The organism is Pseudoalteromonas thalassia, from assembly GCF_049257215.1.
Taxonomy (GTDB): Bacteria; Pseudomonadota; Gammaproteobacteria; order Enterobacterales; family Alteromonadaceae; genus Pseudoalteromonas; species Pseudoalteromonas lipolytica_C.
On sequence record NZ_JBMMUE010000003.1, the window covers coordinates 326173 to 350931 of the forward strand.

The 24759-nt window shown below is 39.5% G+C and carries 23 protein-coding genes; 13 read left to right on the top strand and 10 right to left on the bottom strand.

Features of this window, described 5'->3' with window-relative positions; genetic code table 11:
* Nucleotides 1–50 precede the first annotated feature (50 nt).
* From AAEU31_RS06010 to AAEU31_RS06030, 5 genes are all read left to right on the top strand, one after another.
* Nucleotides 51–392, top strand: a complete 342-nt coding sequence (locus AAEU31_RS06010) for a MerR family transcriptional regulator (protein ID WP_063527686.1) — start codon at nucleotides 51–53, stop codon at nucleotides 390–392.
* A 309-nt stretch (nucleotides 393–701) separates the two neighbouring features.
* Nucleotides 702–1394, top strand: a complete 693-nt coding sequence (locus tag AAEU31_RS06015) for a DUF4336 domain-containing protein (RefSeq protein ID WP_421966761.1) — start codon at nucleotides 702–704, stop codon at nucleotides 1392–1394.
* A gap of 182 nt (nucleotides 1395–1576) precedes the next feature.
* The gene (locus AAEU31_RS06020) at nucleotides 1577–2149 is read left to right on the top strand and encodes an NAD(P)H-dependent oxidoreductase (RefSeq protein ID WP_135926810.1); all 573 of its coding nucleotides are present in this window, start codon (nucleotides 1577–1579) and stop codon (nucleotides 2147–2149) included.
* Between the two features lie 104 nt (nucleotides 2150–2253).
* Entirely contained in the window at nucleotides 2254–3027 is a 774-nt protein-coding gene (locus AAEU31_RS06025; protein ID WP_421966762.1) for a class I SAM-dependent methyltransferase, read from the top strand.
* Between the two features lie 201 nt (nucleotides 3028–3228).
* Complete coding sequence (locus AAEU31_RS06030) at nucleotides 3229–3888, top strand: LysE family translocator (protein WP_421966763.1); 660 nt, start codon at nucleotides 3229–3231, stop codon at nucleotides 3886–3888.
* Nucleotides 3889–3948: 60 nt separating this feature from the next.
* On the opposite strand, the gene AAEU31_RS06035 is transcribed toward AAEU31_RS06030, so the two are convergent.
* From AAEU31_RS06035 to AAEU31_RS06065, 7 genes are all read right to left on the bottom strand, one after another.
* Nucleotides 3949–4737 carry a LytR/AlgR family response regulator transcription factor gene (locus AAEU31_RS06035; protein ID WP_421966764.1) on the bottom strand — a complete coding sequence of 263 codons (789 nt, stop codon included), beginning with the start codon at nucleotides 4735–4737 and terminating at the stop codon, nucleotides 3949–3951.
* Nucleotides 4734–5705, bottom strand: a complete 972-nt coding sequence (locus AAEU31_RS06040) for a sensor histidine kinase (RefSeq protein ID WP_421966765.1) — start codon at nucleotides 5703–5705, stop codon at nucleotides 4734–4736. Before AAEU31_RS06040 ends, AAEU31_RS06035 begins: the two co-directional genes overlap by 4 nt.
* 144 nt (nucleotides 5706–5849) lie before the next feature.
* Nucleotides 5850–8381: a glycoside hydrolase family 3 protein gene (locus AAEU31_RS06045; RefSeq protein WP_421966766.1), complete on the bottom strand. Its 2532-nt coding sequence runs from the start codon at nucleotides 8379–8381 to the stop codon at nucleotides 5850–5852.
* A 37-nt stretch (nucleotides 8382–8418) separates the two neighbouring features.
* Entirely contained in the window at nucleotides 8419–9195 is a 777-nt protein-coding gene (locus AAEU31_RS06050) for a family 16 glycosylhydrolase (protein WP_063528323.1), read from the bottom strand.
* A gap of 66 nt (nucleotides 9196–9261) precedes the next feature.
* Nucleotides 9262–11952 (bottom strand): TonB-dependent receptor, encoded by a 2691-nt coding sequence (locus tag AAEU31_RS06055; protein WP_421966767.1) that lies wholly within the window; start codon nucleotides 11950–11952, stop codon nucleotides 9262–9264.
* A 232-nt stretch (nucleotides 11953–12184) separates the two neighbouring features.
* A complete protein-coding gene (bla, locus tag AAEU31_RS06060; RefSeq protein WP_135926802.1) occupies nucleotides 12185–12934 on the bottom strand; it encodes a subclass B1 metallo-beta-lactamase in 750 nt (249 codons plus the stop codon).
* 278 nt (nucleotides 12935–13212) lie between these two features.
* Nucleotides 13213–13785 (bottom strand): cytochrome b, encoded by a 573-nt coding sequence (locus AAEU31_RS06065; protein ID WP_235383456.1) that lies wholly within the window; start codon nucleotides 13783–13785, stop codon nucleotides 13213–13215.
* 473 nt (nucleotides 13786–14258) lie between these two features.
* On the opposite strand from AAEU31_RS06065, the gene AAEU31_RS06070 reads away from it, so the two are divergent.
* The 4 genes from AAEU31_RS06070 (at nucleotide 14259) to AAEU31_RS06085 (ending at nucleotide 17998) form a co-directional block, all read left to right on the top strand.
* Entirely contained in the window at nucleotides 14259–14471 is a 213-nt protein-coding gene (locus tag AAEU31_RS06070; RefSeq protein WP_421966768.1) for a DUF2061 domain-containing protein, read from the top strand.
* A 395-nt stretch (nucleotides 14472–14866) separates the two neighbouring features.
* The gene (locus AAEU31_RS06075; RefSeq protein ID WP_421966769.1) at nucleotides 14867–15910 is read left to right on the top strand and encodes a flavin reductase family protein; all 1044 of its coding nucleotides are present in this window, start codon (nucleotides 14867–14869) and stop codon (nucleotides 15908–15910) included.
* Nucleotides 15907–16968, top strand: a complete 1062-nt coding sequence (locus tag AAEU31_RS06080; RefSeq protein ID WP_421966770.1) for a fatty acid desaturase family protein — start codon at nucleotides 15907–15909, stop codon at nucleotides 16966–16968. Before AAEU31_RS06075 ends, AAEU31_RS06080 begins: the two co-directional genes overlap by 4 nt.
* A gap of 184 nt (nucleotides 16969–17152) precedes the next feature.
* Nucleotides 17153–17998, top strand: a complete 846-nt coding sequence (locus AAEU31_RS06085; protein ID WP_421966782.1) for an alcohol dehydrogenase catalytic domain-containing protein — start codon at nucleotides 17153–17155, stop codon at nucleotides 17996–17998.
* Nucleotides 17999–18035: 37 nt separating this feature from the next.
* Here AAEU31_RS06085 and AAEU31_RS06090 read toward each other — a convergent pair whose 3' ends face one another.
* Nucleotides 18036–18890 carry a DUF417 family protein gene (locus AAEU31_RS06090; RefSeq protein WP_421966771.1) on the bottom strand — a complete coding sequence of 285 codons (855 nt, stop codon included), beginning with the start codon at nucleotides 18888–18890 and terminating at the stop codon, nucleotides 18036–18038.
* A 264-nt stretch (nucleotides 18891–19154) separates the two neighbouring features.
* Here AAEU31_RS06090 and AAEU31_RS06095 point away from each other — a divergent pair, with 264 nt between their 5' ends.
* From AAEU31_RS06095 to AAEU31_RS06110, 4 genes are all read left to right on the top strand, one after another.
* The gene (locus tag AAEU31_RS06095; protein WP_421966772.1) at nucleotides 19155–19985 is read left to right on the top strand and encodes an AraC family transcriptional regulator; all 831 of its coding nucleotides are present in this window, start codon (nucleotides 19155–19157) and stop codon (nucleotides 19983–19985) included.
* Between the two features lie 26 nt (nucleotides 19986–20011).
* Nucleotides 20012–20614 carry a LysE family translocator gene (locus AAEU31_RS06100; protein WP_421966773.1) on the top strand — a complete coding sequence of 201 codons (603 nt, stop codon included), beginning with the start codon at nucleotides 20012–20014 and terminating at the stop codon, nucleotides 20612–20614.
* 62 nt (nucleotides 20615–20676) lie between these two features.
* A complete protein-coding gene (locus AAEU31_RS06105; RefSeq protein WP_421966774.1) occupies nucleotides 20677–21384 on the top strand; it encodes a helix-turn-helix domain-containing protein in 708 nt (235 codons plus the stop codon).
* A gap of 98 nt (nucleotides 21385–21482) precedes the next feature.
* The gene (locus AAEU31_RS06110) at nucleotides 21483–22403 is read left to right on the top strand and encodes a DMT family transporter (protein WP_421966775.1); all 921 of its coding nucleotides are present in this window, start codon (nucleotides 21483–21485) and stop codon (nucleotides 22401–22403) included.
* Nucleotides 22404–22504: 101 nt separating this feature from the next.
* On the opposite strand, the gene trhP is transcribed toward AAEU31_RS06110, so the two are convergent.
* Both trhP and AAEU31_RS06120 read right to left on the bottom strand, forming a co-directional pair.
* Nucleotides 22505–23890, bottom strand: coding sequence for a prephenate-dependent tRNA uridine(34) hydroxylase TrhP (gene trhP / locus AAEU31_RS06115; protein ID WP_135926793.1), 1386 nt, complete (start codon nucleotides 23888–23890; stop codon nucleotides 22505–22507).
* 344 nt (nucleotides 23891–24234) lie between these two features.
* Nucleotides 24235–24720: a hypothetical protein gene (locus tag AAEU31_RS06120; RefSeq protein ID WP_199527501.1), complete on the bottom strand. Its 486-nt coding sequence runs from the start codon at nucleotides 24718–24720 to the stop codon at nucleotides 24235–24237.
* Between the last annotated feature and the right edge of the window lie 39 nt (nucleotides 24721–24759).

Genomic DNA, 24759 nt, shown 5'->3' on the forward strand with positions numbered 1-24759 from the left:
TCGCTTGTTAAAAAGTAACGAACAAAATTGCTATAGAAATGGAGAAGCAGGTGTTTATCGGTGAAGTAGCCAAAAAAACCAATTTATCCGTTAAAACAATTCGCTTTTACGAAGAAAAAGGCCTCATAACAACCCCTCAACGTCAAGGAAAGTACCGTGTTTATACAAATGAACACATAGAGGTATTAAAGCTAATCTCAGAAGCAAAATTACTGGGGGTTACACTCGCTGAGTTGAAGGGCTTTATAAAGTATGAAAACGGGCAAGCAAACTGGGCCGAGATTAGAGAATTTTTGTTGCATCTTAAGAGTCGTTTGCAAACACAAATTGAGCAGACAAAACAAAAAATCGCCCATATTGATTCATGTGTTGGCCTTATTAACATCAAATAGTTAGTTGACTTTCCCCTTAAGTGGAGAGTTTATAATCGCTGTAGGTTATTGATTTAATCAAGCTAGATAGCATACACAGTGTGCTTTCAATAAAGTCGTTTTTATATTTTCAAAAATTGGGCCTTTAATAACTTCGATTTCATACCAATTCGCTCTATTAGGTAGCAATTTAGACAAATTAAATCTCGTTGATAACGGGGCAAAGATTACTGAGTTAGTTGTTCTAAATAAGAAATCATTAATGCAGGTAGCGACAGGCTTAATCACTGAAAATAATTAAGCGTTCTTACGAATTAATTAAGGAAGATCATGGAAAAGTTAGCAACCGACATTTGGATTTTTGATGGTGAAGCAGTAACGTTCTTTTTTTTACCTTTTACAACCCGCATGACTGTTATTAAACTCGCGAATGGTGATCTATGGGTACACAGTCCTATCCACCTGAGCGATGCCTTAAAGAGCCAAATAGACCAGTTAGGGTCGGTTAAATACCTTATAGCTCCTAATCACTTACATCACTTGTTTTTACCACAATGGATTGCAGCATATCCCGATGCTAAAACTTATGGCACTAGTGAGGTCATAAAAAAGCGCAATGATATCTCTTTTGATGCATCCCTTAATGACGACTTGGACTGGCAGTGGCAGGCAGATATTTTCCAAGAGTTATTTACAGGCTCACCCTTTATGGAAGAGTGTGTGTTTTTCCATAACAACTCAAAAACATTGATTGTGACTGATCTGATTGAGAACTTTTCTGGTGACAACTTTAAGGCTTGGCAAAAATGGCTCGCAAAAGGTGCGGGGATCTTAGCTCCTAACGGAAAAACACCGATAGATTGGCGCCTCAGCTTTATGTTTAAAAAGCCTCAAGCTAGACAGCATTTTGAAAAAATATTGGCTTGGGAGCCGGAAGTTATCGTTATGGCTCATGGAGAATTAATAAAACACCACGCCATGGGGTTTTTACGTGAGTCGTTTAGTTGGCTTAATAAAACCTAACTATATTGCACCTGTTGACCACTTTATAAAAGCGTCTATATCAGTTTAGTAACTGCACTTACGGAAATTTCATCGGAACGTTGACTGAACAAAATTTCAAAATTTTTTCAGATAGTGATTGACTCTCCCGTTAAGGGGAGGCTTTAGAGTAGCAATTATTTCCTAACACAAAGGTCTTGATTGTGAAAAACATACTCATTTTAAACGGAAACCCAAAACCCAATAGCTTTGCTGACTCTTTAGTGGATGCATATGAATGCACTGCTAAAGAAACGGCAAATATACGTACTTTTAGACTGTCTGAAATGGACTTTAACCCAGATCTCAGCTTTGGTTATGATCAGGTACAGCCGTTAGAGTCATGCTTAGAAGCATTTACAAATGCACTCCTTTGGGCCGATCATCTCGTGCTTATTTCGCCGGTTTGGTGGGGTAGCCTACCCGCTAAATTAAAAGGGCTGTTTGATCGCGTTTTATTGCCTGGGGTTACCTTTACGTTTGAACAAAATAGTTTACTTCCAACACCACTTTTAACCGGCAAAACTGCAAGACTTATCCTAACCATGGACACCCCAAAGGAGCTAATAGATCAATTAGCACAGCCTATTTTAGAGCAGTTGGGTCGACACACGCTTGAGTTTTGCGGTTTTGCACCGCCAAAAGTTAACTTATTTGGTTCAGTTATCTTATCAAGTGACAGGCAAAGATCGGACTGGCAGACTACTGTGGGAGAACTGGGTTCTCAATGTGACTAAAGGCTTATGTTTTTTGTGTAAAATATAATATATTATTATTTCTATTAGGCATTGCTGTAATGATTGAGCAGTGCTTAATTAGAAGTTAGCTGGATAGGACGCATATGGATTATATTAAAGTAAATAGAGATACATGGAATAAAAGAACTGATCTTCATACCCAGTCTAGTTTTTATAATATACCAATGTTTAAAAATGGGAGAAACTCCCTCAACCCCATCGAGCTTGCCCTACTCCCAGATGTGAAAGATAAATCGCTATTGCACTTACAGTGTCATTTTGGTCAAGACACGCTCTCTTGGGCAAGGCTTGGCGCGTGTGTAACGGGTGTTGATTTGTCGCCTACTGCAATTGAGTATGCCAATGAGCTCAAACAAAACTTAAATTTAGAAGCCACTTTTATCGAAAGTAATGTTTACGATTTTGACGCTATCAACCAGCAACTTTTTGATATTGTTTACACTTCTTATGGTGTTCTAAATTGGTTACAAGATTTAAATCGATGGGCTAAGGTAATTGCTAACTCTTTACAAGCTGGCGGCACTTTATGTCTGGTTGAATTTCACTCTTTTAATGAGTTATTAAATGGCTACTCTTATTTTCATGACTCTGAACCTACCATTGAAGAAGAAGGAACATACACCGAAAATTGTGATGGTACAAAGTCAAAAACAGTAACCTGGAGTCACTCAATTAGTGACATTATAAACTCACTCATTCAGGCTGGTTTGACGATAGAGTCATTCGACGAATACCCATATAGCCCTTATGACTGCTTTGAAGGCTTAGAGTATGTTCATGATAAAGGCTACCAATTACTTCACAAAGGACATCAAGTTCCTTTAGTGTTTTCGATTAAAGCAAGAAAAGGATGTTAATTTGACCCATTTAATTTTTGAATATGGCAATTCACTTAATTAAGCAATCTACTCTGAGGCAATAAAACCTCGCTAGTAACACGGCAATAATTTCGTTATTTAGTGGTTCTAAATAAGAAACTTTAACGCAGCTAGCGACACGTTTTATCCCTTAAAATAATTAAGTATTGCAGATTGGTATTATTATTTTTTGAGGAATTTATGGATATTAATTTAATCAGTATATTTGTTTCGGTTGCAGCTGCACACTTTCTTGCATTGCTAAGTCCTGGGCCCGATTTTGTTTTGGTTGTTAAAAGTGCATTAAAAGGCAATCAAAAGAATGCGATTGGTGTAGCACTTGGGATTGCAACAGCTAATGCAGTGTATATTACCTTATGCTTAATTGGAGTTGGTGCCATATTATCCACCTCAATTGGTTTGATGGTAACGCTCAAAGTTATTGGTGGCTTATTTTTGATGTATATAGCCTATCACGCCTTAAAAGCCCCTAAAAATGCCTATGCTAATTTCTCCACAAATACCAAGGCATCCACTGAATTTTCATTATCATGCTTTTGCAAAGAGTTTGTAACTGGGTTTCTCTCAGGTATTTTAAACCCTAAAAACTTATTATTTTATTTAAGCTTGTTTACTGTTGCACTAACCCCTGAGGTCAGCATTAGCTTTAAAGTGCTTTTAGGAGTATGGATGGCATTAGTCGTCTTTTTTTGGGATGTGGCAATTATTTATATGTTGTCAAAAACGACTATCAGACAAAAATTCATTAGAGCCGCATTTTATATTGATAAAGTAACAGGTGTCGTTCTCGGTGCGATAGGGTTTAACATTCTAAAATCAGTTTGGTCAAAACAGCCATAAATACTACTGCATACTAAGGTGCTGTTTATAACGCGGTGTTGTAAAACAGCACCGATTTATTTAAATCAGCTTTTTTAATTGCTTACTGTAGGTTCGACTTACTTTTAAGGTTTTACCTGTAGTTAAGGTTGCCATGTACTCTGAGTTGCGCAATGGCTCAAGCTGTCTTACATAGGCTAAGTTAACAATTGTCGACTTATGGATCCGCAAGAATGCCTCAGGCAGCATATTACTTTCGAGTTCCTTTAATCTTGCTCGCATAACATGGGTATCGGTCGCGGTGTGCACACACATATAATCGCCAGCCGCATCAATCCAAAGAATATCGGTGAATGAAATTATTTGAATCGGGTTTTTAGAATCCCGGATAACCAAGTGATCACTGTCAAAATTATAATCAGACTGATTAGCAGAGTGTTTGTTTTGCTCTGACTTGCTACTCACTTCTTGTTGTAGCGCTATCAACTCACTTTTTTGAAATAGCTTTACTTTACTTATAACTCTTTCAATAGCTTCAGCAAGTCTATCTAGTTTTACCGGTTTTAATAAATAATCGATGGCTCTAACTTCAAAAGCTTGGACCGCATGTTGATGAAATGCTGTGACAAAGATGACCGCAGGACATGCTTCAGGTTGAAAATGCTTTATCAATTCAAAACCTGATTTAGAGGGCATTTCGATGTCTAAGAAAATTAAATCTATTTCTTTGTTATTTATCAGCTCAATTGCATCGTCAACACTGCATGCACTACCAACAATATTAATTTCAGGAAAATGTTCGAGTCGAATACGTAAACCTTCGACGGCGCTGTATTCATCATCAACCAGTATCGTGTTTAGTTTTATCATTTATTATGACCACTCATAGGTAATGTTATACATACCCAAGCGCCACCTTCGCTTAAGTTACCCTTTTCTATACGGTGTGACTTTCCATACATTAGCTTTAAACGTTGCTCACAATTAGCTAACCCGATACCTCTTTTGTTGGTACTTTCCTCACCAAATCCCTTACCAGTATCAGACACTTTTATATTTAAAAAACTCTTCGTTTTTTCTATTGCAATGGTGATACACATTTTCTGGTTTGAACACATGCCATGCTTTAAAGCATTTTCGACAAGGGGTTGAATCAACATAGAGGGGATCAACAACTCGTTGCAACCATCGGCAACAGAAATATCAACAACAAGCTTATCAGTAAATCGACACTTTTCTATATCTAAATAATTGCTAAGAATGCCAATTTCTTCCTTAATTGTTACCTTCTCAAGTGGATCTGTATATAAGCTGTGGCGCAATAGATCACACAGTTTTTCGAGCATTTTGACAGCTTCTAAACTTTCTTTCTTCAAAATCAATGTACAAATCGCATTTATACTATTGAACATAAAGTGGGGATTAAGCTGATAACGCAGCATTTTTAATTGTGACTCTTTTGCTAGGTGTGTGGCTTCAGCTGCTTTTTGCGTTTGCTCTAAGTTATCTAAATAAATCTTGATCCCATAATAAAACGCGGCCCATGTTGAAAGCACTGTTAATGACGCCGACGTCCATGTACCAAAGTCAAACCACGTCATTGGTTGCCAAAAGTTTCCATAAAACCACTGCAGCGTAATCCACTTTATTTGTGTCCAAATTAACGTCGCAGTTATAACAACGACAACATGAAGCGCAATCTTCAGTTTTAGCTCAATAAAATTGATATAGGAGAATACTTTTCGCAGGAACAGGGTAATTAAAAAGCCGCAGATTGTATCAATAATCAGATGCGGGATATGGATAGTCCAAGGCTCATCACTTGGTACTTTAATCATTAATTCGGTTAGCATTGCGTAAACAACCCAACCACATATCTGAAACAGCCAAAATAAGTGGCTGCGGGGGTTACTAGTATTCAAATTATTCAATCCATAAGGTAAAGCTGATGGGCATTACTTGCTCATCAGCTTTACTAAGATTTAGTCAGAGCATGAGAGTAAATAAGCATCTGCATTTGGTTTACTAGTCAGTGCTATATCCGCAACAGCTAAGCTGGCAGCATTTGCTGAAACGTTTAACACCTCTGTCACCTTGGTCATAGTATTTAACGCAGATGGACAATTTAACGGTATCGCTAACGTATGCCATTTCTTATCATTCATCAAGGCTTCTATTGATTCAAACTTAATGTTACGCATGCAATGGTTATTGTTACACATTAATTGTATTTGAGTCGCTTTACTTGGCGCTGTGTTAACTCTCATTTTAAGTTCAAGAATAGCTGACTTACTTGCATCACTGAGCACTTCAGGCTGCTGATAGCTTAAGCTCAAAGTAGCTTTCTTTGCGCCTGCTCGCCAAATGAATTGTCTTGCATCTTCCTGATAAGACAAGTTAACTGATTGCATTAACAAACTAGCACCATCACCACTGGTTGCTGAAGAACCTGTTGTTTCGATGGCAGCGGTATTTGCGTCTTTTAAGCGCCAAACTAAGTTCTCTGCTAAGCCTCTAACAAACAGTGGCTTTGCGTCTTCATTAGCTTGCTTTTTAGGTGATGTTTTTTCACTCAGTAAAGGCACATTAACCGTATCTTGGTAGGTTAATCCGTAGTCGTAAGCAAACAATGGATCATAGTTTTCATCACCTAAGTTTAATGTGTATTGCGTGTCATACTTTGGCCATGAAAAGCTCAACTTACCTGAAAAATCATGTTGAATGTTGCCCTTCGTATCGGTCAATAAAACATCTGCTACGCCCTCGCCTTCTGAGCCAGGTAACCATGCAGCAACAAATGCATCAGATGCATTGAGTTCTTTATTTATCCAAAGTGGTCTACCGCTCAAAAATACAGTAACAACCGCAATGCCGTCTGCTTTTAACTTTTTCAATAATGCTAGATCTGCTTTTGTTTTATGCTGATATTCAAGATATTCGATATCACCAAACCACTCTGCATAAGGTTCTTCGCCAATAACAACAATAGCTACATCAGGTTTGACCGAGTAGTTTCCGGCTTCGTTTAGTTCAATTTGCCCACCGGCATTTTCAACTTGCTTCTTTAAGCCAGCAAAAATTGACGTCGCATTTGGAAAGTCGTCATTGGTGTTGTCTGTGCCTTGCCACGAAACACTCCATCCACCTGCTTGCTTTGCAATACTATCGGCACCATCACCAGCAACCAGTATCTTGCTTGTTGCTTTAATTGGCAGTATTTGGTCATTATTTTTCAATAGTACTAATGACTTACGAACAGCTTCTCTAGCAAGCTCACGGTGCTCGGCAGCACCTAACCATTCAGGATGCTGAGATTCAGATCGGCTTGATGGTTTACCTCTTGAGAATAAGCCCCATCTGATCTTCGCTCTTAAAAAACGTCGAACAGCATCATTAATTCTTTCTTCAGAAATAGTACCCTCTTTCACTTGCGCAACCGTGTTGTGATAAAAGGCTTCAAAGTGCTCTGGAACCATAATAACATCAACACCTGCATTGATAGCTGCAGCACATTGCTCTAAATCACAACCCTCAACAAATTTGTGAGCATTCCAGTCACTGACAACAAAGCCATCAAAGCCCATTTGCTTTTTAAGTACCTCTGTTAGCAAGTATTTATCACCGTGCACACGTTGACCGTTCCAGCTATTAAAAGATGCCATAACTGACTGAACACCTTCATTTATTGCTGAAAAATAGCCAGGACTATGAATATCTCTCAAACCTTTTTCATCAATAATAGTGTTGCCACGGTCTATACCACGCTCAGTTCCACCATCACCAACAAAGTGCTTTGCTGTTGCAATACGATTTGTTCCTGTTAAGAAATCATTGTTGATGCTTCCCTGAATACCTACAACCATTTCGCCTGCGTAATCTTTAACTAAATCAGGGTTCTCAGAATAACTCTCATATGTTCTGCCCCACCGATCGTCTCTGACCACTGCGACAGTAGGCGCAAAACTCCATTCTATTCCGGTTGCAGCAACTTCTTTTGCTGTCGCTTGACCAATGCGTTTAATTAGCTCTTTATCTCTGGTTGCACCTAAACCTATGTTATGTGGAAATAACGTAGCTCCATAAACATTGCTATGTCCATGCATTGCATCTGTGCCCCAAACCGTCGGAATTGCGCTTCCATCTATCGATGCATCTACTGATGCCTGATACATCTCATCGGCATATTGAAGCCACTGTTTCATCGAGGCACGTTTATTACCATAAGGCGCGGTGTTACCACCATTTAAGTACGATCCAAAGCCATACTTGCGCATCTGTTCGACACTTAAATAGCCTATTTCAGGTTGAACCATTTGTGCTACTTTTTGCTCAATTGTCATTCCTTCAATGAGCTCATCAATTTGCTTCTCAACAGCAGGGTCTTGTTTGAGTTTAGTGTTTACATCAGGCCAGTTTACCTGTTCGCTGTCGATGGCATGTGAAAGATGACTATAAACAAGCCCAATAAGAACCAATGGGCTTAATAATAATGGTGAAAATTTAAATCTAGACATTTAAAACCTATAATACAACACGTTGAAAAATAAATAGTTAGTTAGGTATGTATTCAATAAAATCATAATATACCCAAGATGAAGCACCATAATATTGCCCAGGAAAGTAATTGGCTTCTTGTGAGTTATCGCCGTGCCAGTGATTAATCATAATTTTGGTGTTATCAACAGGCCAAGCGTATGCGGGTATCTCATTATTTGCCAGCACACCATCGCCATTATCTTTATAAACGGTACGAATAGTTTGCTCTTGGCCATTGGCATCATACAGATACCAACGAATAACACTGCTAGACCAATCAAAGCCTATCATGAGCAGATTTTCACGGTAATCAAGCCCAAATTGGCTTAAATCGATGTCTTGTTCCCAGCTTTGATATAAACCACCTTGCGGTTGATAGATAATATTTGTATGTACAACATTACCAAGTGAGGGCAGCAATTCAATGTCTATTTCTTGCCATGCTCGACCTGGACTATCCCACCATGAGGTATAAGTGAATATCGATGAAACCGTACCAGCAACATTGCCTGACTTTAATCGACCTTGTACCTTGCCATAACTGTAAAACTGATTGCTCTGTAATTCTGAGCATGTGCCTTGCGATAATGTTAGTGTTAAGCCATGCTCGCTGGGGCTTTGCATATTAGGCTCAAAGGAGCACCCAAATGGCGTGCCATTGTCACCTTGTCGTGCAGTCCAAATACTCGTGTTGTATCCCCAAGAAAAGTTATCTTTGAAGTAGTTTGCACTTAAACTAGGGGATAAAAAAGTAACACATAAAGTTGCTAGAGGTAGCCATAATTTTTTCATTTTTTTGCTTCTTAATCTGGTTAGCTCTCATATTGCTGAGCAATATGAGAGCGCTTAATCGTAAGGTTAAAATGAGAAACCGGCTCTAACACCACAGTATCTCGGCATGCCAAAACTACCTTTTGGTACACCTTTACTTGTGTTGTTCCAATATTGAATGGTCTCATCAGAAGCGTTGTTAATGAATAACTCCGCATACCATTTTTGGCTTTGAGGCTCATATTTCAAAGATGCGTTATAAACGGCGAATGCATCTCGGCTATCATCAATATATTTTGTCGCTTCGTCTGAAACTGCAAAATCCATATCATCTAAATGTTTATCAAGATTCCACACCGTTGAATACGATTTATCTTTCCAACTTGCGTTAAACCAACCATGAATAAAGCCATACTCACCTAAATTGAACGTATGCGTATAACTAATATTCGCTGTGTATTTAGGTGTCATTGCTAGGTTGTTACCTTTGAGGTTTGTCGCTAACAATGTGTTTTCTGGATCTTTTGATTCTTCATAAGAGATATCAAATAGATACTCTGAATCATAATCCCACTTAGTATTCCAATCTTCCGTAATTTTAGCATCAGTCCAAGTTACATAACCTGTAATGCGACCATTTGGATATGGCTTCCAGTCAAATTCAAATTCAATACCTTTAATTGTTGATGCTGGAACATTCTGAGTGTAATACGCAATCACAGGTTGATTTTGATAATCAAGAAGAGGCTCGCCATCATCACCTAAAATCGGTGTTCCGTTATCATCTTCCACCACTGATAAGCGTTCAACATTACCGATCGAACCAACCGATGCGTATTGCATATCTGTATAGTCTGTATAGAAAAAAGCAGCTTTTAAATTCAGTGAGTTATCAAAAAAGCTTGATTTAGCCCCTAGCTCCCACGTTAATACTTCTTCTGGATCAAACTTCGTTTCAAACCGGGTAACATCACCGGTTCTATCGTTAACTACTTCGTATACATCACCAATACCACCCGCTTTAAAGCCACTCGCTAAATATGCATACAGCATGGTTTCTGATGAAATGTCATAATCTAAGCCAACACGGAAGTCATGATGTTGCCAGCTTCCTTTGTTGTCATTTTCAAAGTAAGACGCATATATAGATGGGTCTTCGTAATAGTCGACTGGCAGATTGTTTAGGTCTGTTCTATTTAACCAACCTACAGCACACCCATCGGCATTTGAGCATCGATACGTTCTGCCGCCTTTGTCTTGCTTAGTTTCATCACTAAAACGATAGCCTAAAGTTGCATGTAACTTCTCGGTTAGTTTGTATGTTCCTTGACCAAAAATGGCAAATGCATCTGTTGAGCGATCAGGTTGATCCCAAAACGCTTTATCATCCATTGGATTATCATAATAACCCACGGTTGTGGTTTTTTCGTGGAAGTAGTTTGCCCCTACAATCCATATGAAGTCACCATATTCATCAGATTGAAGTTGTAATTCTGTTGAAAACGATTCAGCCCCAGTGCCGTTTAAAAAGTAGGTTGCACCATCCCATGGGTCAAGACCTACTTCACTGTCTTGTGCTGACTCTCTTTTCATGTCTTCATAACCCATCAACCAAACGATATTGTATTCGTCATTTAGGTTATAATTTAATGTGTTGCGAAGATAAGTGATGTCTAAATCTAATTGTCCAGGAACATTCACAACCGCTTGATAAGTGTTGTCACTTGGCAAGAAATTTGAGCAATCGCCCCCCATTTCAGCTGGACGTCCTCTTAACTTATCACAGTTAACTAAATCAAGATTATTGTTGCTGTTATTTACGTACTTTTGGAACACCGTATGGTTTGAGAAATTACCATTTAATGGCTCCCAAAGTGTACTCACACGGAATGAATATTCATCTGCATTGTTATAAAAATCACTTTTATCTGCAGGTGTTAATGCACGAACTTTTTGTGCTTCTGGATCGGTACCAGCACCATCAATCCACCAGTTTTCTCTTTGAGTAACAGTTTGACCAACACCTTGATAAGAGTCTTCTGATATTACAGGTGCATTTAATACATCATCAGAAAGCCTGCGAGTATCGTACTGGTTAGGATCATAGTAGCCTTCTAAATAAGAATCACGCTTCAAACCTTTTGCTGCGAAACGAACTGCAAATTCCTCGTTAATAGGAATATTAACAACGCCATCAATGTTTTTGCTGTTGTACTTACCTGCCTCAACATTCACATTGCCAAAGAAATTTTCAAATTGTGGCTTTGCAGATATAACATTAATACTACCAACCGTAGAATTTCGGCCGAATAAGGTGCCTTGAGGACCACGTAATGCTTCAACACGGTCAATATCGTACATCAATGCAAGCGCACCTTGCATTCTCGGTGAATACACACCATCTAAGTGCACACCAACCGCTGGATCACCTAGCTCTGTTAGATTGGTTGAGCGTACCCCGCGCATTGAAATAACGGGTGCTGATTGGTCAGTTGCTGTTGAAATATCAAGGCTAGGAACAAGGTTCGCAATATCCTTAATATTATTAACACCATTTTTTTTAAGCTCAGCTTCTGTTAACGCCGTAATTGCTACCGGTGTTTCCATCAACTTTGTTTTGCGTTTTGTTGCCGTAACAGAAATGATTTCTAAGCCACTTTGCGGCTCTTTTGATACTTTATTGTCAATATCCTGCTGATTTTCGTTTTGTGCATGTACAGGTAATGAGCAAGCTAAAGCGACAGCAACTGCTAATGCCTTTTTATTTATTGTGTGCATATTCAACCTTTAGATGTGTGTTCAAATTTAAAAGTATTTACTTTTAATTAACAGTATCTGCAGGTTCATTTTTCATTACCAGTCAAATTCGGCAAGACGAGTTTGAAATAATACAAAGCGAATTTAAAGTTACTTTCACGTTGGATTTTACGTACTTTTTGAGCGCAGACCACAAGGAAATAAAGGGGCTTTAAACTGTTCAGATTTAGTTTAAAGCCACCATCATCAATGTCTATTTAAGGTGATCGGATATTAATTTTTCTGTATGAGAGAGCAACTCATATCCGCCTACATCACCATGCCCAGGAACAACCATCACTGCGCTTTTAAATTGTTTATTTAATTGCTTTGTAATATTTAGCCAAGAATGAATGTCGCCATGAACTAAGTTACCAACAGATGATGACTGAAGTGATCGAACCGCACAACCACCAAATAAAATTCTTTTTTCAGGTAACCATGCCATAACATTGTCCATTGCATGCCCAGCCCCTGGATAAAACAACTCAAGTGAGCCAAATTTAACAACTGAGCCTGCTTCTTTAAGCTCTTTAATAGTATTGTTTGGCACTGCCGCTCCTTGCTCTGTCGTTAGCTGAACAGTTAATGGATGGGCAAAAACATCGATCCCCTTAGATTCAAGTACATCAACTCCTGCAGCTCGGTCGCCGTGGGCATGTGTAACAAATGCTTTGCTTACTGGCAGTTTAATTTCAGAGTGTATTGCTTCGAGAAGATCTAAAGTGAGTAACTCTCCCCACGCAGTGTCGATAAGTGTCAAACTATCTCCTTCTTTAACAATTAAACCATTTGAAGGAAATCGTGTACCATTTGGGTAAGTATAATAAGATGTATGCAGCCACACCCCTTCATCTAGCGCAGTGATAGTGACTTGATTAGGCTTGCTATCTTGCGCTGCACCATGAAAACTACATATTAAAAGAAAAAAAACAAAATAACCGAGCATCCTAAATTTCATCATCGCTCTATATATCCCTAAATTAAGACCAAAAAAATAAATTATAATAAAAACTACCAATAGGTAGGAATATAATTATGAAGCACTATTTATTTGTAAGTCTATAAGAAGTAGTACTATTTTTTAGTGATTTAGAAAGCGAGTATGAGAATTAGTCGGTTATAGCTTTTACGATGTTCGCTAACTAATTCTCTTCAGTGTGATTGAAGAAAGTGGCAATAGTGGCTCTTTGCGCCATAAACATAACACGATAAATCATGGTATGTGGCATCAAGGTTTAACTACTCAGACTTATCTAAATGTTCACTTTTTAGAGGTAACATACGTTTTAAGGTGTTATCTGCCAAAAAGTAATGGTGAACTAATGCAGCAGCGGCATGTATACCTATTAAGTAGTAGCCAACTTCACCCACTGTCTCGTGTAATTCTTTAATCGTTTTAGCAAGGTCTTTATTTTCACTTGCTAAAGGAGGAAGCTCTAAGCCAAAAAATGGCACTGCTTTACCAGCCATACTCAATATCAGCCAACCAGCTATTGGCATTGCAATCATGAAGACATAGAGCGCAAGGTGCACTAGTTTAGCCAATGTATTTTGCCACTTTGCGGGCTCAGGTTTTATCGCAGGCGTTGAGCCTGCCAGTACACGCACCACTAACCTTATACTTACTAGGGCTAAAACAGATAAACCCAACATAAAATGCCACATTTTAAAAGCGTCGCGGGTTTCTGTACCTTTATCAAACAACTCGCGCAATTCAATACTGCCAAAAACAGTGACGATTAAAATAAACATAAGCCAGTGCAATACAATAGAAAAAGTATTGTAATGAGTCGTTGTATTTTTAATATTCATAATGCCTCTTTAGTAAAAACGCCTTTAGATAAGTGCCCAATTTATACGTAATATAGACTCACAATTAAGCTATCCTTTGAGCGCTCTTGCTGTAATGATCTAAAACAAAAAATGAGCTATCTAAAAATATCTTGTTTACTTATTAGCGAAACTCTACTGTACTTGTTTAAACTTAAAATAAACTTAAGTCATTTAATTATATAAGCTTACTACTCTTTATAGCCCTCAAGATCCGCCTTAAATTGTCGTGAGCAATACGCAGTTTATTGCCCCACCTGACAAGCATATTTCCGAACAACTCTCACCATCTACTTCTATTTGAGTTCGTAGACTTTGAAATAAAACTTCCTGAGCATTACCGTGAAAATTACAATCCACTTTTCCGATTGCAATAATCTTTTTATTCCATTTTAAAGATTAAAAATAATGATCAATACTAAACTCATCAAATTATGAGAGTTAGGGTATTCAAAATGATTAAAACAGTTACTTTTGCAATAATGCACTTCACAATCGCGTTTACAGTGACCTACTTTTTAACAGATAGTTTTTTAATTGGTGGCTTGGTTGCCATTGTTGAGCCTGCGGTCAATACGGTTGCGTTTTACTTTCACGAAAAGGTGTGGCGCAATCTAGAGAGTAAGGATAGCTTCAAACAAAACCCAGATGGGATAATGTTTGCATAATAATTAGGTTGAATTGACTCACAAAGCAACGAATACCCCATCTTACATCTCAAACTGTCAATTTAGCTTTGCCACTAGGGCCAGTGGCAAAGCTGCAAACTAAACTGGCTATTGTTGTTAAGCTTTATAGCCAAATTCAAACACGTCCTGTAAATGAGCTCTACACTCTCACTTCCCTTAATAATTACCTGCATGAGCTGAACCTATCAAGCATATCCCTATGAATTAAAAAAAGCAGCTATTCCTAAAGCTCTCCTTATCACATTTTAAATTCTTAAAAGTTGCATATAGCTCCGTCAATTTAGAGCTAATACTCAAATTAGACTTGCAATTATCACTTTTCGACTTACACTTGTGCGCTAATTGAGCGTACACCTGTAAGCTAAGGCGAAAAAATGAGCGCGTTATTTAATTCATTATCAAAACACTTATTACATCATCAATCATGGGCTGGATACTGGGAACCTGTGATCCAGTGCTTTAAACCTGGCTGGCGAGAAGGCTACTTTCGTGCACAAGTAAAACACGTACAAGTGTTTGCTGAACAAAGTGTTGAGCTGGTTCTTGAACCAGAAAAAGCATGGCCAATTCATCAAGCAGGCCAGCATATTGCGTTAACTATACAAACAAATGGGCGATTACTAACGCGTGTATTTACTATAGCCAGCGAACCACACATGGCAAAACAGCAAGGTCAAATTAGGTTACTGATCCGCAGTCAAGAGATAGGCGCGTTAACATCAAAGCTAACTAGTCTGAAGTCTGGGCAATGGCTTAATATTTCTGAGCCTAAAGGCCAGTTTGTTATGCCAAATACTGCTCGCTCTTTAATTATGCTTGCCGGTGGTTCTGGCATTACGCCATTTATAGCAATGCTTAAATCTATACCCGCTGATAGCAAAAAAACCATAACCTTGCTTTATTACGCAAAACCAAACAGCCACTGGCTTAAAGATGAGCTTGAGCAACTAAAACAATCACTGAGCAATTTTGATTACCACTTACTTGAGCGCAGCAAAGATGGCGATGCGACGACATGGCTGACACCAAATGCGCATAAACACTGGTTAGTATGCGGCCCAACTTCTTTGTATAACCAAGCAGCCACTTTAGCTGAACAGTTAGATACACCTATAAATAGTGAGCATTTCAGTGCAGTCCCTGCTGTTTTAGCAACCACTGATAAGCACGAATTAACTCTCACTCATCAGGGCAAAACATTCACTATTGATAACCAACAAACCCTGCTTTCTCACTTACAAGCGAATAAGCAACCGGTGACAGTTGGCTGTGGTATGGGCATTTGCCATCAATGCCAGTGCGTTAAAAAGCAAGGCATCGTGCGTGATATTCGTACCGGTGAGCTCTCTGATAGCTCAGAGCAATTAATTCAACTTTGCATATCGCAACCAGTCAGTGACGTGGAGTTATCAGCATGAACACAACAAAAACAGTCAATTTTGAAAAATTAGCAGCTCAACTCGATAGCGTTAAGGCAGATGTAAAATCAAAACTCGGTGAGCAAGACGCGAAATACATTCGACGCGTTATTGTTTGCCAGCGAATGTTTGAATGGAGTGGCCGAATTTTATTAATGCTAGGCTTTATTCAGCCTGCTTTATGGCTCGTGGGTGTGCTTAGTTTAGCCACAGCAAAAATCCTCGATAACATGGAAATTGGCCACAATGTGATGCATGGCCAATACGACTGGATGAATGATAAATACATAAATTCAAAGTCTTACGAGTGGGATATAGCGTGCGATGGGGCTAGTTGGAACCGTGTTCACAACTACGAGCACCACACCTATACCAATATTATTGGTAAAGATCGCGACTTCGGTTATGGATTACTGCGCTTATCGAATGACTTTCGTTGGCGGGTAAAAAACCTGTGGCAATTTGTTACTTACCTATTACTCAGTGTGCTGTTCCAATGGGGAGTGTCGTACCATGAAATGGCAGCCGAGCGGGTGTTTTTTGGCAAGAAAAAAGATGACCGCGATTACAAAGTACCGCACAGCGAACTGAAAAAACGCTTTTTTAGTAAAGGAGCACGCCAGTTAGTGAAAGACTACCTGCTCTTTCCACTGCTTGCTGGGCCTTTATTTTTGTGGGTTTTCACAGGTAACCTAGCGGCTAATTTATTACGTAACCTATGGACCTCAACCATTATATTTTGCGGGCACTTTACCGGTGAAGTTGAAACATTTAACCAGCAAGACTGCGAAAATGAATCGCAAGGTCAGTGGTATTACCGCCAAGCGTTGGGCTCATCAAATATCAAAGGGGGTAACCTGTTTCATGTAATGACTGGGCACTTGAGCTATCAAATAGAGCACCACTTATTCCCAGACTTACCCGCAAAGCGCTACCGTGAAATAGCCCCTAAGGTACAAGCTATCTTTAAAGAACACGGCATCCACTACAATACCGGCGGCTTCTTTCGCCAGTACTTTTCTGTAGTAAAACGAATTGTGCGCTACTCTTTTCCGTAATTCAAAAACGCCAGTGCATTATGCTGGCGTTTCTATTATTAAAGCTAATCCTAACGATTAAAACACCTTTGCAAAAATGACAAAGGTGTTTTGTTATCCTTGCTGTTTTTCGCAAAGACTTTCCTCGCAATAATATCGCTATTCAATCATCCCTTAAGATGTACCAGCACTAAAAGCAGGGCAAATTTTAGTCCGCAACCTTGCAATTGGTATCAATCCAGTTGATTGGAAGTTTATCCAAGCCAATCCTATTAATTGGCCAGATACACACACGCCAGGCGTAGACGGTGCTGGGGTTGTTGAGCAAGTTGGCGATGGCGTCGACACTAAACTAATTGGTAAAACCGTCGCTTATCATCACAGCTTGAGTGAAAACGGCAGCTTTGCTAAACACGCGGTGCTTTATGCTGAACGTGTTATGCAGGTACCAAAAGAGTTAGCTGCTAATGTTGCTGCTGCATTGCCTTGCCCACTTCTTACTGCATGGCAAGCCTTTAGCAAAATACCATTACGCAAAGGCGAAAAAGTATTAGTTACCGGCATGGGGGCTGTTAATAAACTACTGACGCAAATGCTGAACCACAGTGGCTTTGAAGTTCATGCATTATCAAAAAGCTTAACGACAGAACAAGCTGAAAAACTTGGCGTTAAGTTAGTATTACGCGACGCGCCTTCTGAAGGTGGCTACTTTGCACTCTTTGATGCTAACGGCCCTGAAGAAGCTAAAAAGTTAGTGCCACTCCTAAAAGCAAATGGCCATGTGATCAGTATATTAGGACGTATTGAAACACCCGTAGATGAGCCATTTACGCGCACTATTTCTTATCACGAGATTGCCCTTGGTGCATTACATGATTATGGCGATACACAGCAATGGCAACGCCTTGTAAGTGATGGAGAAAAGCTCCTTAATGACATTGCTTCGGGTACTTTAAATGTTGAAGAACCTACTGACTTTGAATTTAACAATCTCAACGATGCGCTTGAGTTTTCTAGAATTCAAAAGCAAAAAGCCGTTGTCGTTGTTTAGTTCTCATTTTAAAGGCCTCTAATGAGGCCTTATTATTTTATTCTGCTGTCTGATTAGGTGTTTTATTAATTACAGCTAAGTGATAGATAATCACTAAGTTCGCAATAAACCACAGATCTTTAATCACAAATTGACCAAGTCCAGCTAAAACGGTTGTACTGCTAAGCGCATTCGGTGCGGTAATTAAAAACGTTTGTGTCATGATAAAAACAGCACAGCAGGCAAGCCCAGCTAACACTATTAGTTTGTTGTTCTTAATTAACAAGCCAACACAAAGCAACAGCACACTGACAATATCAAACACGCCAATAACATTCGATGCACCCTGCACACTAAAAACCTGATACAACCACGACATAAACGGCGATGTTTCTACAAGGCTCACAATTCCCTTCGCTTCAAAAGCAAAAAACTTCATGGCGCCAATCCAAACCAGCACTAATGCCACCGATGCATAATTCAAAGCAATATGCGCTTTATCAGTTAAAGCATCTTTGTAAAACACAAATATAAACAGTGGAATAACAGCAAAATACTTAATGATCCCCTGCCCCGAACCAATCACAGGGAAGCCCCCTTCACTTTCAAGCCAACGGTTAGCGCCAAACAGAGTTATTAAACATACCAGTGAGATAGCAAGTGCGGTGACGGTCGGAAGCGCTTTATTAATAAACCCCAAATGTGAATGAAGGCTGGTAATGCCAACAAAACAAAATGCAAAGCCTGCTATCAAACTCATTAAATGAGCAGGCACCTGAGCGTCTAAAGCATAAAACGAAAATATACTGCCAATGGCATTGGGGTTTGCCCCTAAGATAAAAGACAAGCCCAATAACGAAAAACTGATAGTGATAAGTGCAACCACTAAATTATTTGCTGTACGTAAATTCATTTAAACCCCACTTTACTGCTTATTTAAAAGACCCAAGTTAGGGATAAAAACATTCACACTAAAATCAAATATAAGAAAAGCCAGACCGGAACGATTTATAAGAAATTGAAAAATAAATAAAATCATCACTGCTATTTGCTGTTATTTAGTTAAAAATTAATCTCCTTAATTCAATATCAGCAATTTTGTTCAAGTTTTTTGGTTGCCTGCTTCGCTATATTGGCGTAGGAATAATAACGAAGCGCACAACCTTCAGGAGCATCTGTGAGCAAAGACAATCACTTTAAGTACATTAACAACGAACAGCATCAGAGCATCTCGATGTTGACTGCGACTATGAGTGATTTTACCTATGCAAAACATGCTCACGAAGAGTATTCAATTGGTATTACCCTACAGGGGCGGCAAGATTTCTTTTGTCGTAATGCGTTTTATAAAAGCGTACCTGGCAATGTCATTTTGTTTAATCCTGAAGATATTCACGATGGTCACTCTGGCACTGAGCAAAACCTAGAGTATCTAATGCTGTACATTCATCCCGATGAATTTCAGCCGTTGTTCAAAGCGCTTGGGTATAAGCAAGATTGCACATTACGTATGGCAAACACCTTGTATGCTGATCCATTACTGCGTAATCAAGTGATTAACTTATCGAGGCTTTTACAAACCAATAGCACCAGCAAAATAGAGCGAGAAGCTGCGCTATTGCAAATGGCGCAGTCTTTAGTAAGGCTCAATGGCAACCTTGATTTGCCAACTTTAAACACCCGTGTTGATAGCTTACTACTGCGCGCAAAAGACTACATTTTGGCAAATATCGACAATGACATTTCTATTGATGACATTGCCCATGCTGCCACTATGTCTAAGTTTCATTTTATCCGCCGCTTTCGCGAGCACTTCGGTATTACTCCACATCAATATGTTTTGAACTGTCGTATTAATTATGCCCGTAGAGCGTTACAAGTTGGCCGCGATGCCACCAGCGTGGCGGTTGAATCTGGCTTTGCAGATGCCAGCCACCTCAATCGTAACTTCAAACGAGTATTCGGTATGACACCAAAACAATTTCAACTGCAATGGGCTCGTAGATAGAGCTAAATTACTGATTTGGAGCTGTTATGGCAGATATTTTTGCATATGCTATTGGCATTATGTACACCCCTGGGCCAATCAATTTACTTGGTTTAAGCAGCGGCTTAAATAAACAAACTCGTTCACACCTTGGATTTTTTATCGGCGTGGGTAGCGCGATGTTTATCTTATTTGTACTGCTTGGCTACCTTGGCTTACAAGTGATCAATCCGCAGTTTTTGCCTTATGTGAGCTTAATTGGTTGCGGCTATATTTTGTACATTGCTTGGAAGGTTGCAAAAGCAAAAGTACAGGTGAGTGATACGTCTGCTGATGCATCACTTAGCTTTTTCGATGGCCTGTTTATGCAGCTATTAAATCCAAAAGCCTTGGTGGCTACTCTGCCAATTGCTACGATTCAGTTCCCAAGTGCAGATATTACCGGCGCTGCAATCGTATTTTGGTCTCTTATTTTAGCCATTCTTGCCTTTGGTGCGCCTACAAGTTACTCGTTAGCGGGCTTAATGCTTGGCAAACAAGTATCACGGCCGGGTATTTTTAATGTGTTTAATAAACTGATGGCTGTTTTGTTGGTTTATGTCGCGCTAATGATTGCCTACGAGCATGTGCTGACACCGTTATTGGCCTAAAATTGATCATCCCTAGCAAACAGGCATAATAGCGTTATTCAAAAAATGGTTATCACAAAACGATGCAAGGCAATCTATCTATCCGCTCATACAGTACTAAGCCTGTTAGTCATAGCCATGACTATCATCAACTTGTACTGCCCTTAAAAGGTGTGATTGCTATTAGTGTGGGTGATTTTCAAGGTAAGGTCGCCCCCGGTGAATGCGTGGTTGTCAAAGCCTCGCAAACACACCTGTTTACCGCAATGCCAGAGGCACGATTTGTGGTGGCCGATATGTCAATGCTACCTGATAACCTGGTCACTGCTGAGCGCTGCGTGTTTGCTATTAATCAATCACTTTTGGCATTTTTGCAGTTTGTGGCAAAGCAACTTGAGCAAGCGGTTAATCGTGAATTAGAACTTGCCATGTTTAACACCTTCAATTTGCTGCTAACTGAGCAAATTATGCAGCCAAAGGTCGACAGCCGAATTAGTGAGGCCTTGCTTTATATTGAAAGTCACCTAAGTACTCCTCTTCAAATCAAGCGCCTTGCCAGCATTGCCTGTTTGAGCCCAACACAATTTAAACTGCTGTTTAAGCAACAAACCGGATTGACTGTCATGCACTATGTAACTAAACAACGAATGGAAAAAGCCCAAGCCTTGCTGAGTCATACCGACTACCCGTTACAGCGTATTAGTGAGTTAGTTGGTTACAATGATCTATCATCTTTTAGCCGTAGTTTTTCAAAATACTTTGGCTTATCACCGAGCAAATTCAACAAATAACTTTAGTTTTTAACGCCAACAAAACCGTCCTTTTTGTCAAAAATTGTGCATCGATTTTGATTATGCTTTTGATATCTTAAATTTAAAGCGAATCATCAATGAATCATACCATCGCGACCATTGCCGTTTTAGTTGCCAGTGTGTTTTGGGGCACAACAGGCACGGCCGCAAGCTTTGCGCCAGACATTAGCCCTTTTGCAATTGGAGCTTTTGCGATGGGATTTGGCGGCGTATTACTTTGTTTAACCTCACTAAAACAGCTAATAAACAATGCGAGTACACTACGTAAGCACTACAGCCTAACCCTACTAGGTTCAGCTTGTGTGGCTATTTATCCGCTGGCATTTTATACCTCGATGAATAGCGCTGGTGTGGCAATTGGCACTGTTGTTTCGATTGCCAGCGCGCCTTTATTTACCGTCTTATTAGAATACTTAATTGAGAAAAAGCCCATTGCAACTCGCTGGCTAGTCAGCTTTTGCTTTGGTGCTATTGGTATTGGCTTTATCGCGTTAGGCAAAGAACATAACCTTGCTGCTAAGGGGCTATTTAGCCAAAACATCGGCATTTTACTTGGCTTAATTGCAGGGCTTACCTATGCAGGTTATTCATGGGTTGCCAAACGTTTAATTAGCAACGGCGTTCATTCAAGAGCGACTATGGCAAGCCTATTTGGCGGCGCAGCATGTGTGCTTTTGCCTTCGTTATTGATCACTGGAGATGCGCTTTTTGCCTCAGTTACCAACACCTGCGTGGCGCTTTACATGGCCATAGTACCGATGTTTTTAGGTTATTGGCTATTTAGTATTGGCTTAAAAACCATCGCGGCCAGCCAAGCCGTACTCATTACTTTACTTGAGCCTATCATCGCCACCATACTGGCTATTGTGATTTTAAATGAGCAATTTCAGCAAATTGGCTGGCTTGGAATTGGCTTAGTGAGCGTTAGCTTGGTCATTCAAACGGTCAATTTTAAACGAATATTAGTGCGCTACTCGAAACGTTTACTTATACCCTGAATTAAAATAATTAGAGAGGAAACTCAAAAGGACAATGTCTTGATAATATAGATTAAATGAACGCGCTAAGTCAGTTTAAACTCACTTAGCGCATGTTTACTTTAGGCCGTTTTAAAAGGATTACGAGTATCTTGGTTAGCATCAAGATTGCGCATCAAAATTGCGTGATCTAAATCGATGTCTTCTGGCAGAGGAATTTTAACAATATGGCCTGAGCCTTTTGCATCGCTAATGGCTTCGCCTTTTTTGTTTTCCATAAAATCTAGCTTGAAGTTGATATTCCCTTTTGGCGTCATAAGCTCGAGTGAGTGACCAGTACAGAATTTATTTTTTACATCAATTTCAACTAAGCCATTATCGTTGCGACCTAATACCTCACCCACAAACTGCTGTTTATCTGATACCGAATGACCGTACTCATAGTTTTGATAGTCTTGATGCGCATGGCGCTTTAAGAACCCTTCGGTATAACCACGGTGTGCTAAGTTTTCGAGGGTTTTAAATAAGTTTGCATCAAATGGGCGACCAGCAACCGCATCATCTATGGCTTTACGATATACTTGCGCAGTACGAGCAACATAGTAGAAAGACTTAGTTCGGCCTTCAATTTTTAAGCTATGCACGCCCATTTTTGTAAGCTGATCAACATATTGAACTGCACGTAAGTCTTTTGAGTTCATAATGTAAGTACCATGCTCGTCTTCAAAAGCAGGCATGTACTCGCCAGGACGGCCTTGCTCTTCAAGCATAAATACTTCGTTACTTGGTGCACCATCACCAAGTGTTGGGATCACCGCTTTAGGGTCGATTTTATGCACCATTTCGCCGGTTTCATTTTCGGTGCCGGGTTTCACATCGTAATTCCAACGACATGCATTAGTGCAAGTGCCTTGGTTTGGATCGCGTTTATTAATATAACCTGATAACAAACAACGGCCAGAGTACGCCATACATAGTGCACCGTGAACAAACACTTCAAGTTCTGTATTTGGGCATAGTTCACGAATTTCAGCGATTTCTTCAAGCGATAATTCACGCGACAAAATAACTCGCTCAATACCCTGCTGAGCCCAAAAGTTCACTGTGGCATAGTTGACTGCATTCGCTTGCACAGATAAGTGAATCGGCATGTCTGGCCATTTTTCACGCACTAACATGATAAGCCCAGGATCAGACATGATCAGTGCATCAGGCTGCATCGCAATGACTGGCTCAATATCACGTAGGTACGATTTAACTTTGGCATTGTGAGGAGCAATGTTCGACACCACATACAATTTTTTATTTTGCGCGTGCGCTTCGTTAATACCGATTTGCAGGTTATCTAAGTCAAACTCATTGTTTCGAACACGAAGACTATAACGAGGTTGCCCAGCGTAAACAGCATCTGCACCATAGGCAAAGGCATAACGCATATTCTTTAAACTACCCGCAGGTGATAACAACTCAGGCGTAAAAGGACGAGGGGTCAAAATAGGTGACGACATGAAAGCTCCATACATCGAACCGAGTACAAGTCGGTTGCATGAATTAATACGATAATGAAGCGCGGGAGTATAATAATCTGCCCAGTAATTTTATTGATCTAGATCATGATTCAATAAAACTCAACAGCACGGTTATACCAATACGCTTAATTAAGTGATCTCTTTTGAAGCAATAAAACCTTGTTAGCGACAGGTTTGATGCTTCAAAATGTTTAAGTATTATTGCGGATTGGTATCACATAGCATGCGTATGTATAAATGATGTCTAAAGCAAAAAGTGACCGTACGATGGTCACCTTTATAGCAAAGTCGACTGACAAGCTATTCTCATTAAAGTTATAACCTTAAACTCCTGATAAACGCTCTCTGCGCTTTTTCCAAAGTAAAAACTGATAGCCAAGTAAACCGTCAGCTTGCATATTAATACGCCCCCCTGCGGCTTTTTCAATTTTCAACTCAGCGGGCTTGCCTGCTTGCTGAAACTCAAATAGATAAAAGCGCGTAGTTTGTTTATTTAAGTGAATAGCGAGCTGTTGCCGAGAGTCATTATAAAAGCTTATTAGGCTATTATTCTCAAATTGATACCTAACATTTTTATTTGTCGCTATTAACTTAGTCATAAGTTTGGCGAAGCTGTCATTCCAATTTGCTGACTTTTTCGCATATTCTATCGATGCCGGCGCGTCTAATTCCCATACAGTCATTAATTCGCTGGGAAATTCACTTTTATCTTGGTAGTTATCTGATGTTGGGTTTGATTGTGCCCATCCATTAAACGAAGTAAAGCTTAACAACAAAGCGGCAGCATAGAGTGGGATTCTTTTAAACATTGAAAACTCTTTGATACTGTAAAAATTAAAATAAAGACC

Excerpts from the sequence above, each read along its gene's own strand:
- AAEU31_RS06015 (WP_421966761.1), top strand. The coding sequence starts at position 702 with ATGGAAAAGTTAGCAACCGACATTTGGATTTTTGATGGTGAAGCAGTA.
- AAEU31_RS06025 (WP_421966762.1), top strand. The coding sequence starts at position 2,254 with ATGGATTATATTAAAGTAAATAGAGATACATGGAATAAAAGAACTGAT.
- AAEU31_RS06030 (WP_421966763.1), top strand. The coding sequence starts at position 3,229 with ATGGATATTAATTTAATCAGTATATTTGTTTCGGTTGCAGCTGCACAC.
- AAEU31_RS06035 (WP_421966764.1), bottom strand. The coding sequence starts at position 4,737 with ATGATAAAACTAAACACGATACTGGTTGATGATGAATACAGCGCCGTC.
- AAEU31_RS06040 (WP_421966765.1), bottom strand. The coding sequence starts at position 5,705 with ATGATTAAAGTACCAAGTGATGAGCCTTGGACTATCCATATCCCGCAT.
- AAEU31_RS06045 (WP_421966766.1), bottom strand. The coding sequence starts at position 8,381 with ATGTCTAGATTTAAATTTTCACCATTATTATTAAGCCCATTGGTTCTT.
- AAEU31_RS06050 (WP_063528323.1), bottom strand. The coding sequence starts at position 9,195 with ATGAAAAAATTATGGCTACCTCTAGCAACTTTATGTGTTACTTTTTTA.
- AAEU31_RS06055 (WP_421966767.1), bottom strand. The coding sequence starts at position 11,952 with ATGCACACAATAAATAAAAAGGCATTAGCAGTTGCTGTCGCTTTAGCT.
- bla (WP_135926802.1), bottom strand. The coding sequence starts at position 12,934 with ATGATGAAATTTAGGATGCTCGGTTATTTTGTTTTTTTTCTTTTAATA.
- AAEU31_RS06065 (WP_235383456.1), bottom strand. The coding sequence starts at position 13,785 with ATGAATATTAAAAATACAACGACTCATTACAATACTTTTTCTATTGTA.
- AAEU31_RS06070 (WP_421966768.1), top strand. The coding sequence starts at position 14,259 with ATGATTAAAACAGTTACTTTTGCAATAATGCACTTCACAATCGCGTTT.
- AAEU31_RS06075 (WP_421966769.1), top strand. The coding sequence starts at position 14,867 with ATGAGCGCGTTATTTAATTCATTATCAAAACACTTATTACATCATCAA.
- AAEU31_RS06080 (WP_421966770.1), top strand. The coding sequence starts at position 15,907 with ATGAACACAACAAAAACAGTCAATTTTGAAAAATTAGCAGCTCAACTC.
- AAEU31_RS06090 (WP_421966771.1), bottom strand. The coding sequence starts at position 18,890 with ATGAATTTACGTACAGCAAATAATTTAGTGGTTGCACTTATCACTATC.
- AAEU31_RS06100 (WP_421966773.1), top strand. The coding sequence starts at position 20,012 with ATGGCAGATATTTTTGCATATGCTATTGGCATTATGTACACCCCTGGG.
- AAEU31_RS06105 (WP_421966774.1), top strand. The coding sequence starts at position 20,677 with ATGCAAGGCAATCTATCTATCCGCTCATACAGTACTAAGCCTGTTAGT.
- AAEU31_RS06110 (WP_421966775.1), top strand. The coding sequence starts at position 21,483 with ATGAATCATACCATCGCGACCATTGCCGTTTTAGTTGCCAGTGTGTTT.
- trhP (WP_135926793.1), bottom strand. The coding sequence starts at position 23,890 with ATGTCGTCACCTATTTTGACCCCTCGTCCTTTTACGCCTGAGTTGTTA.
- AAEU31_RS06120 (WP_199527501.1), bottom strand. The coding sequence starts at position 24,720 with ATGTTTAAAAGAATCCCACTCTATGCTGCCGCTTTGTTGTTAAGCTTT.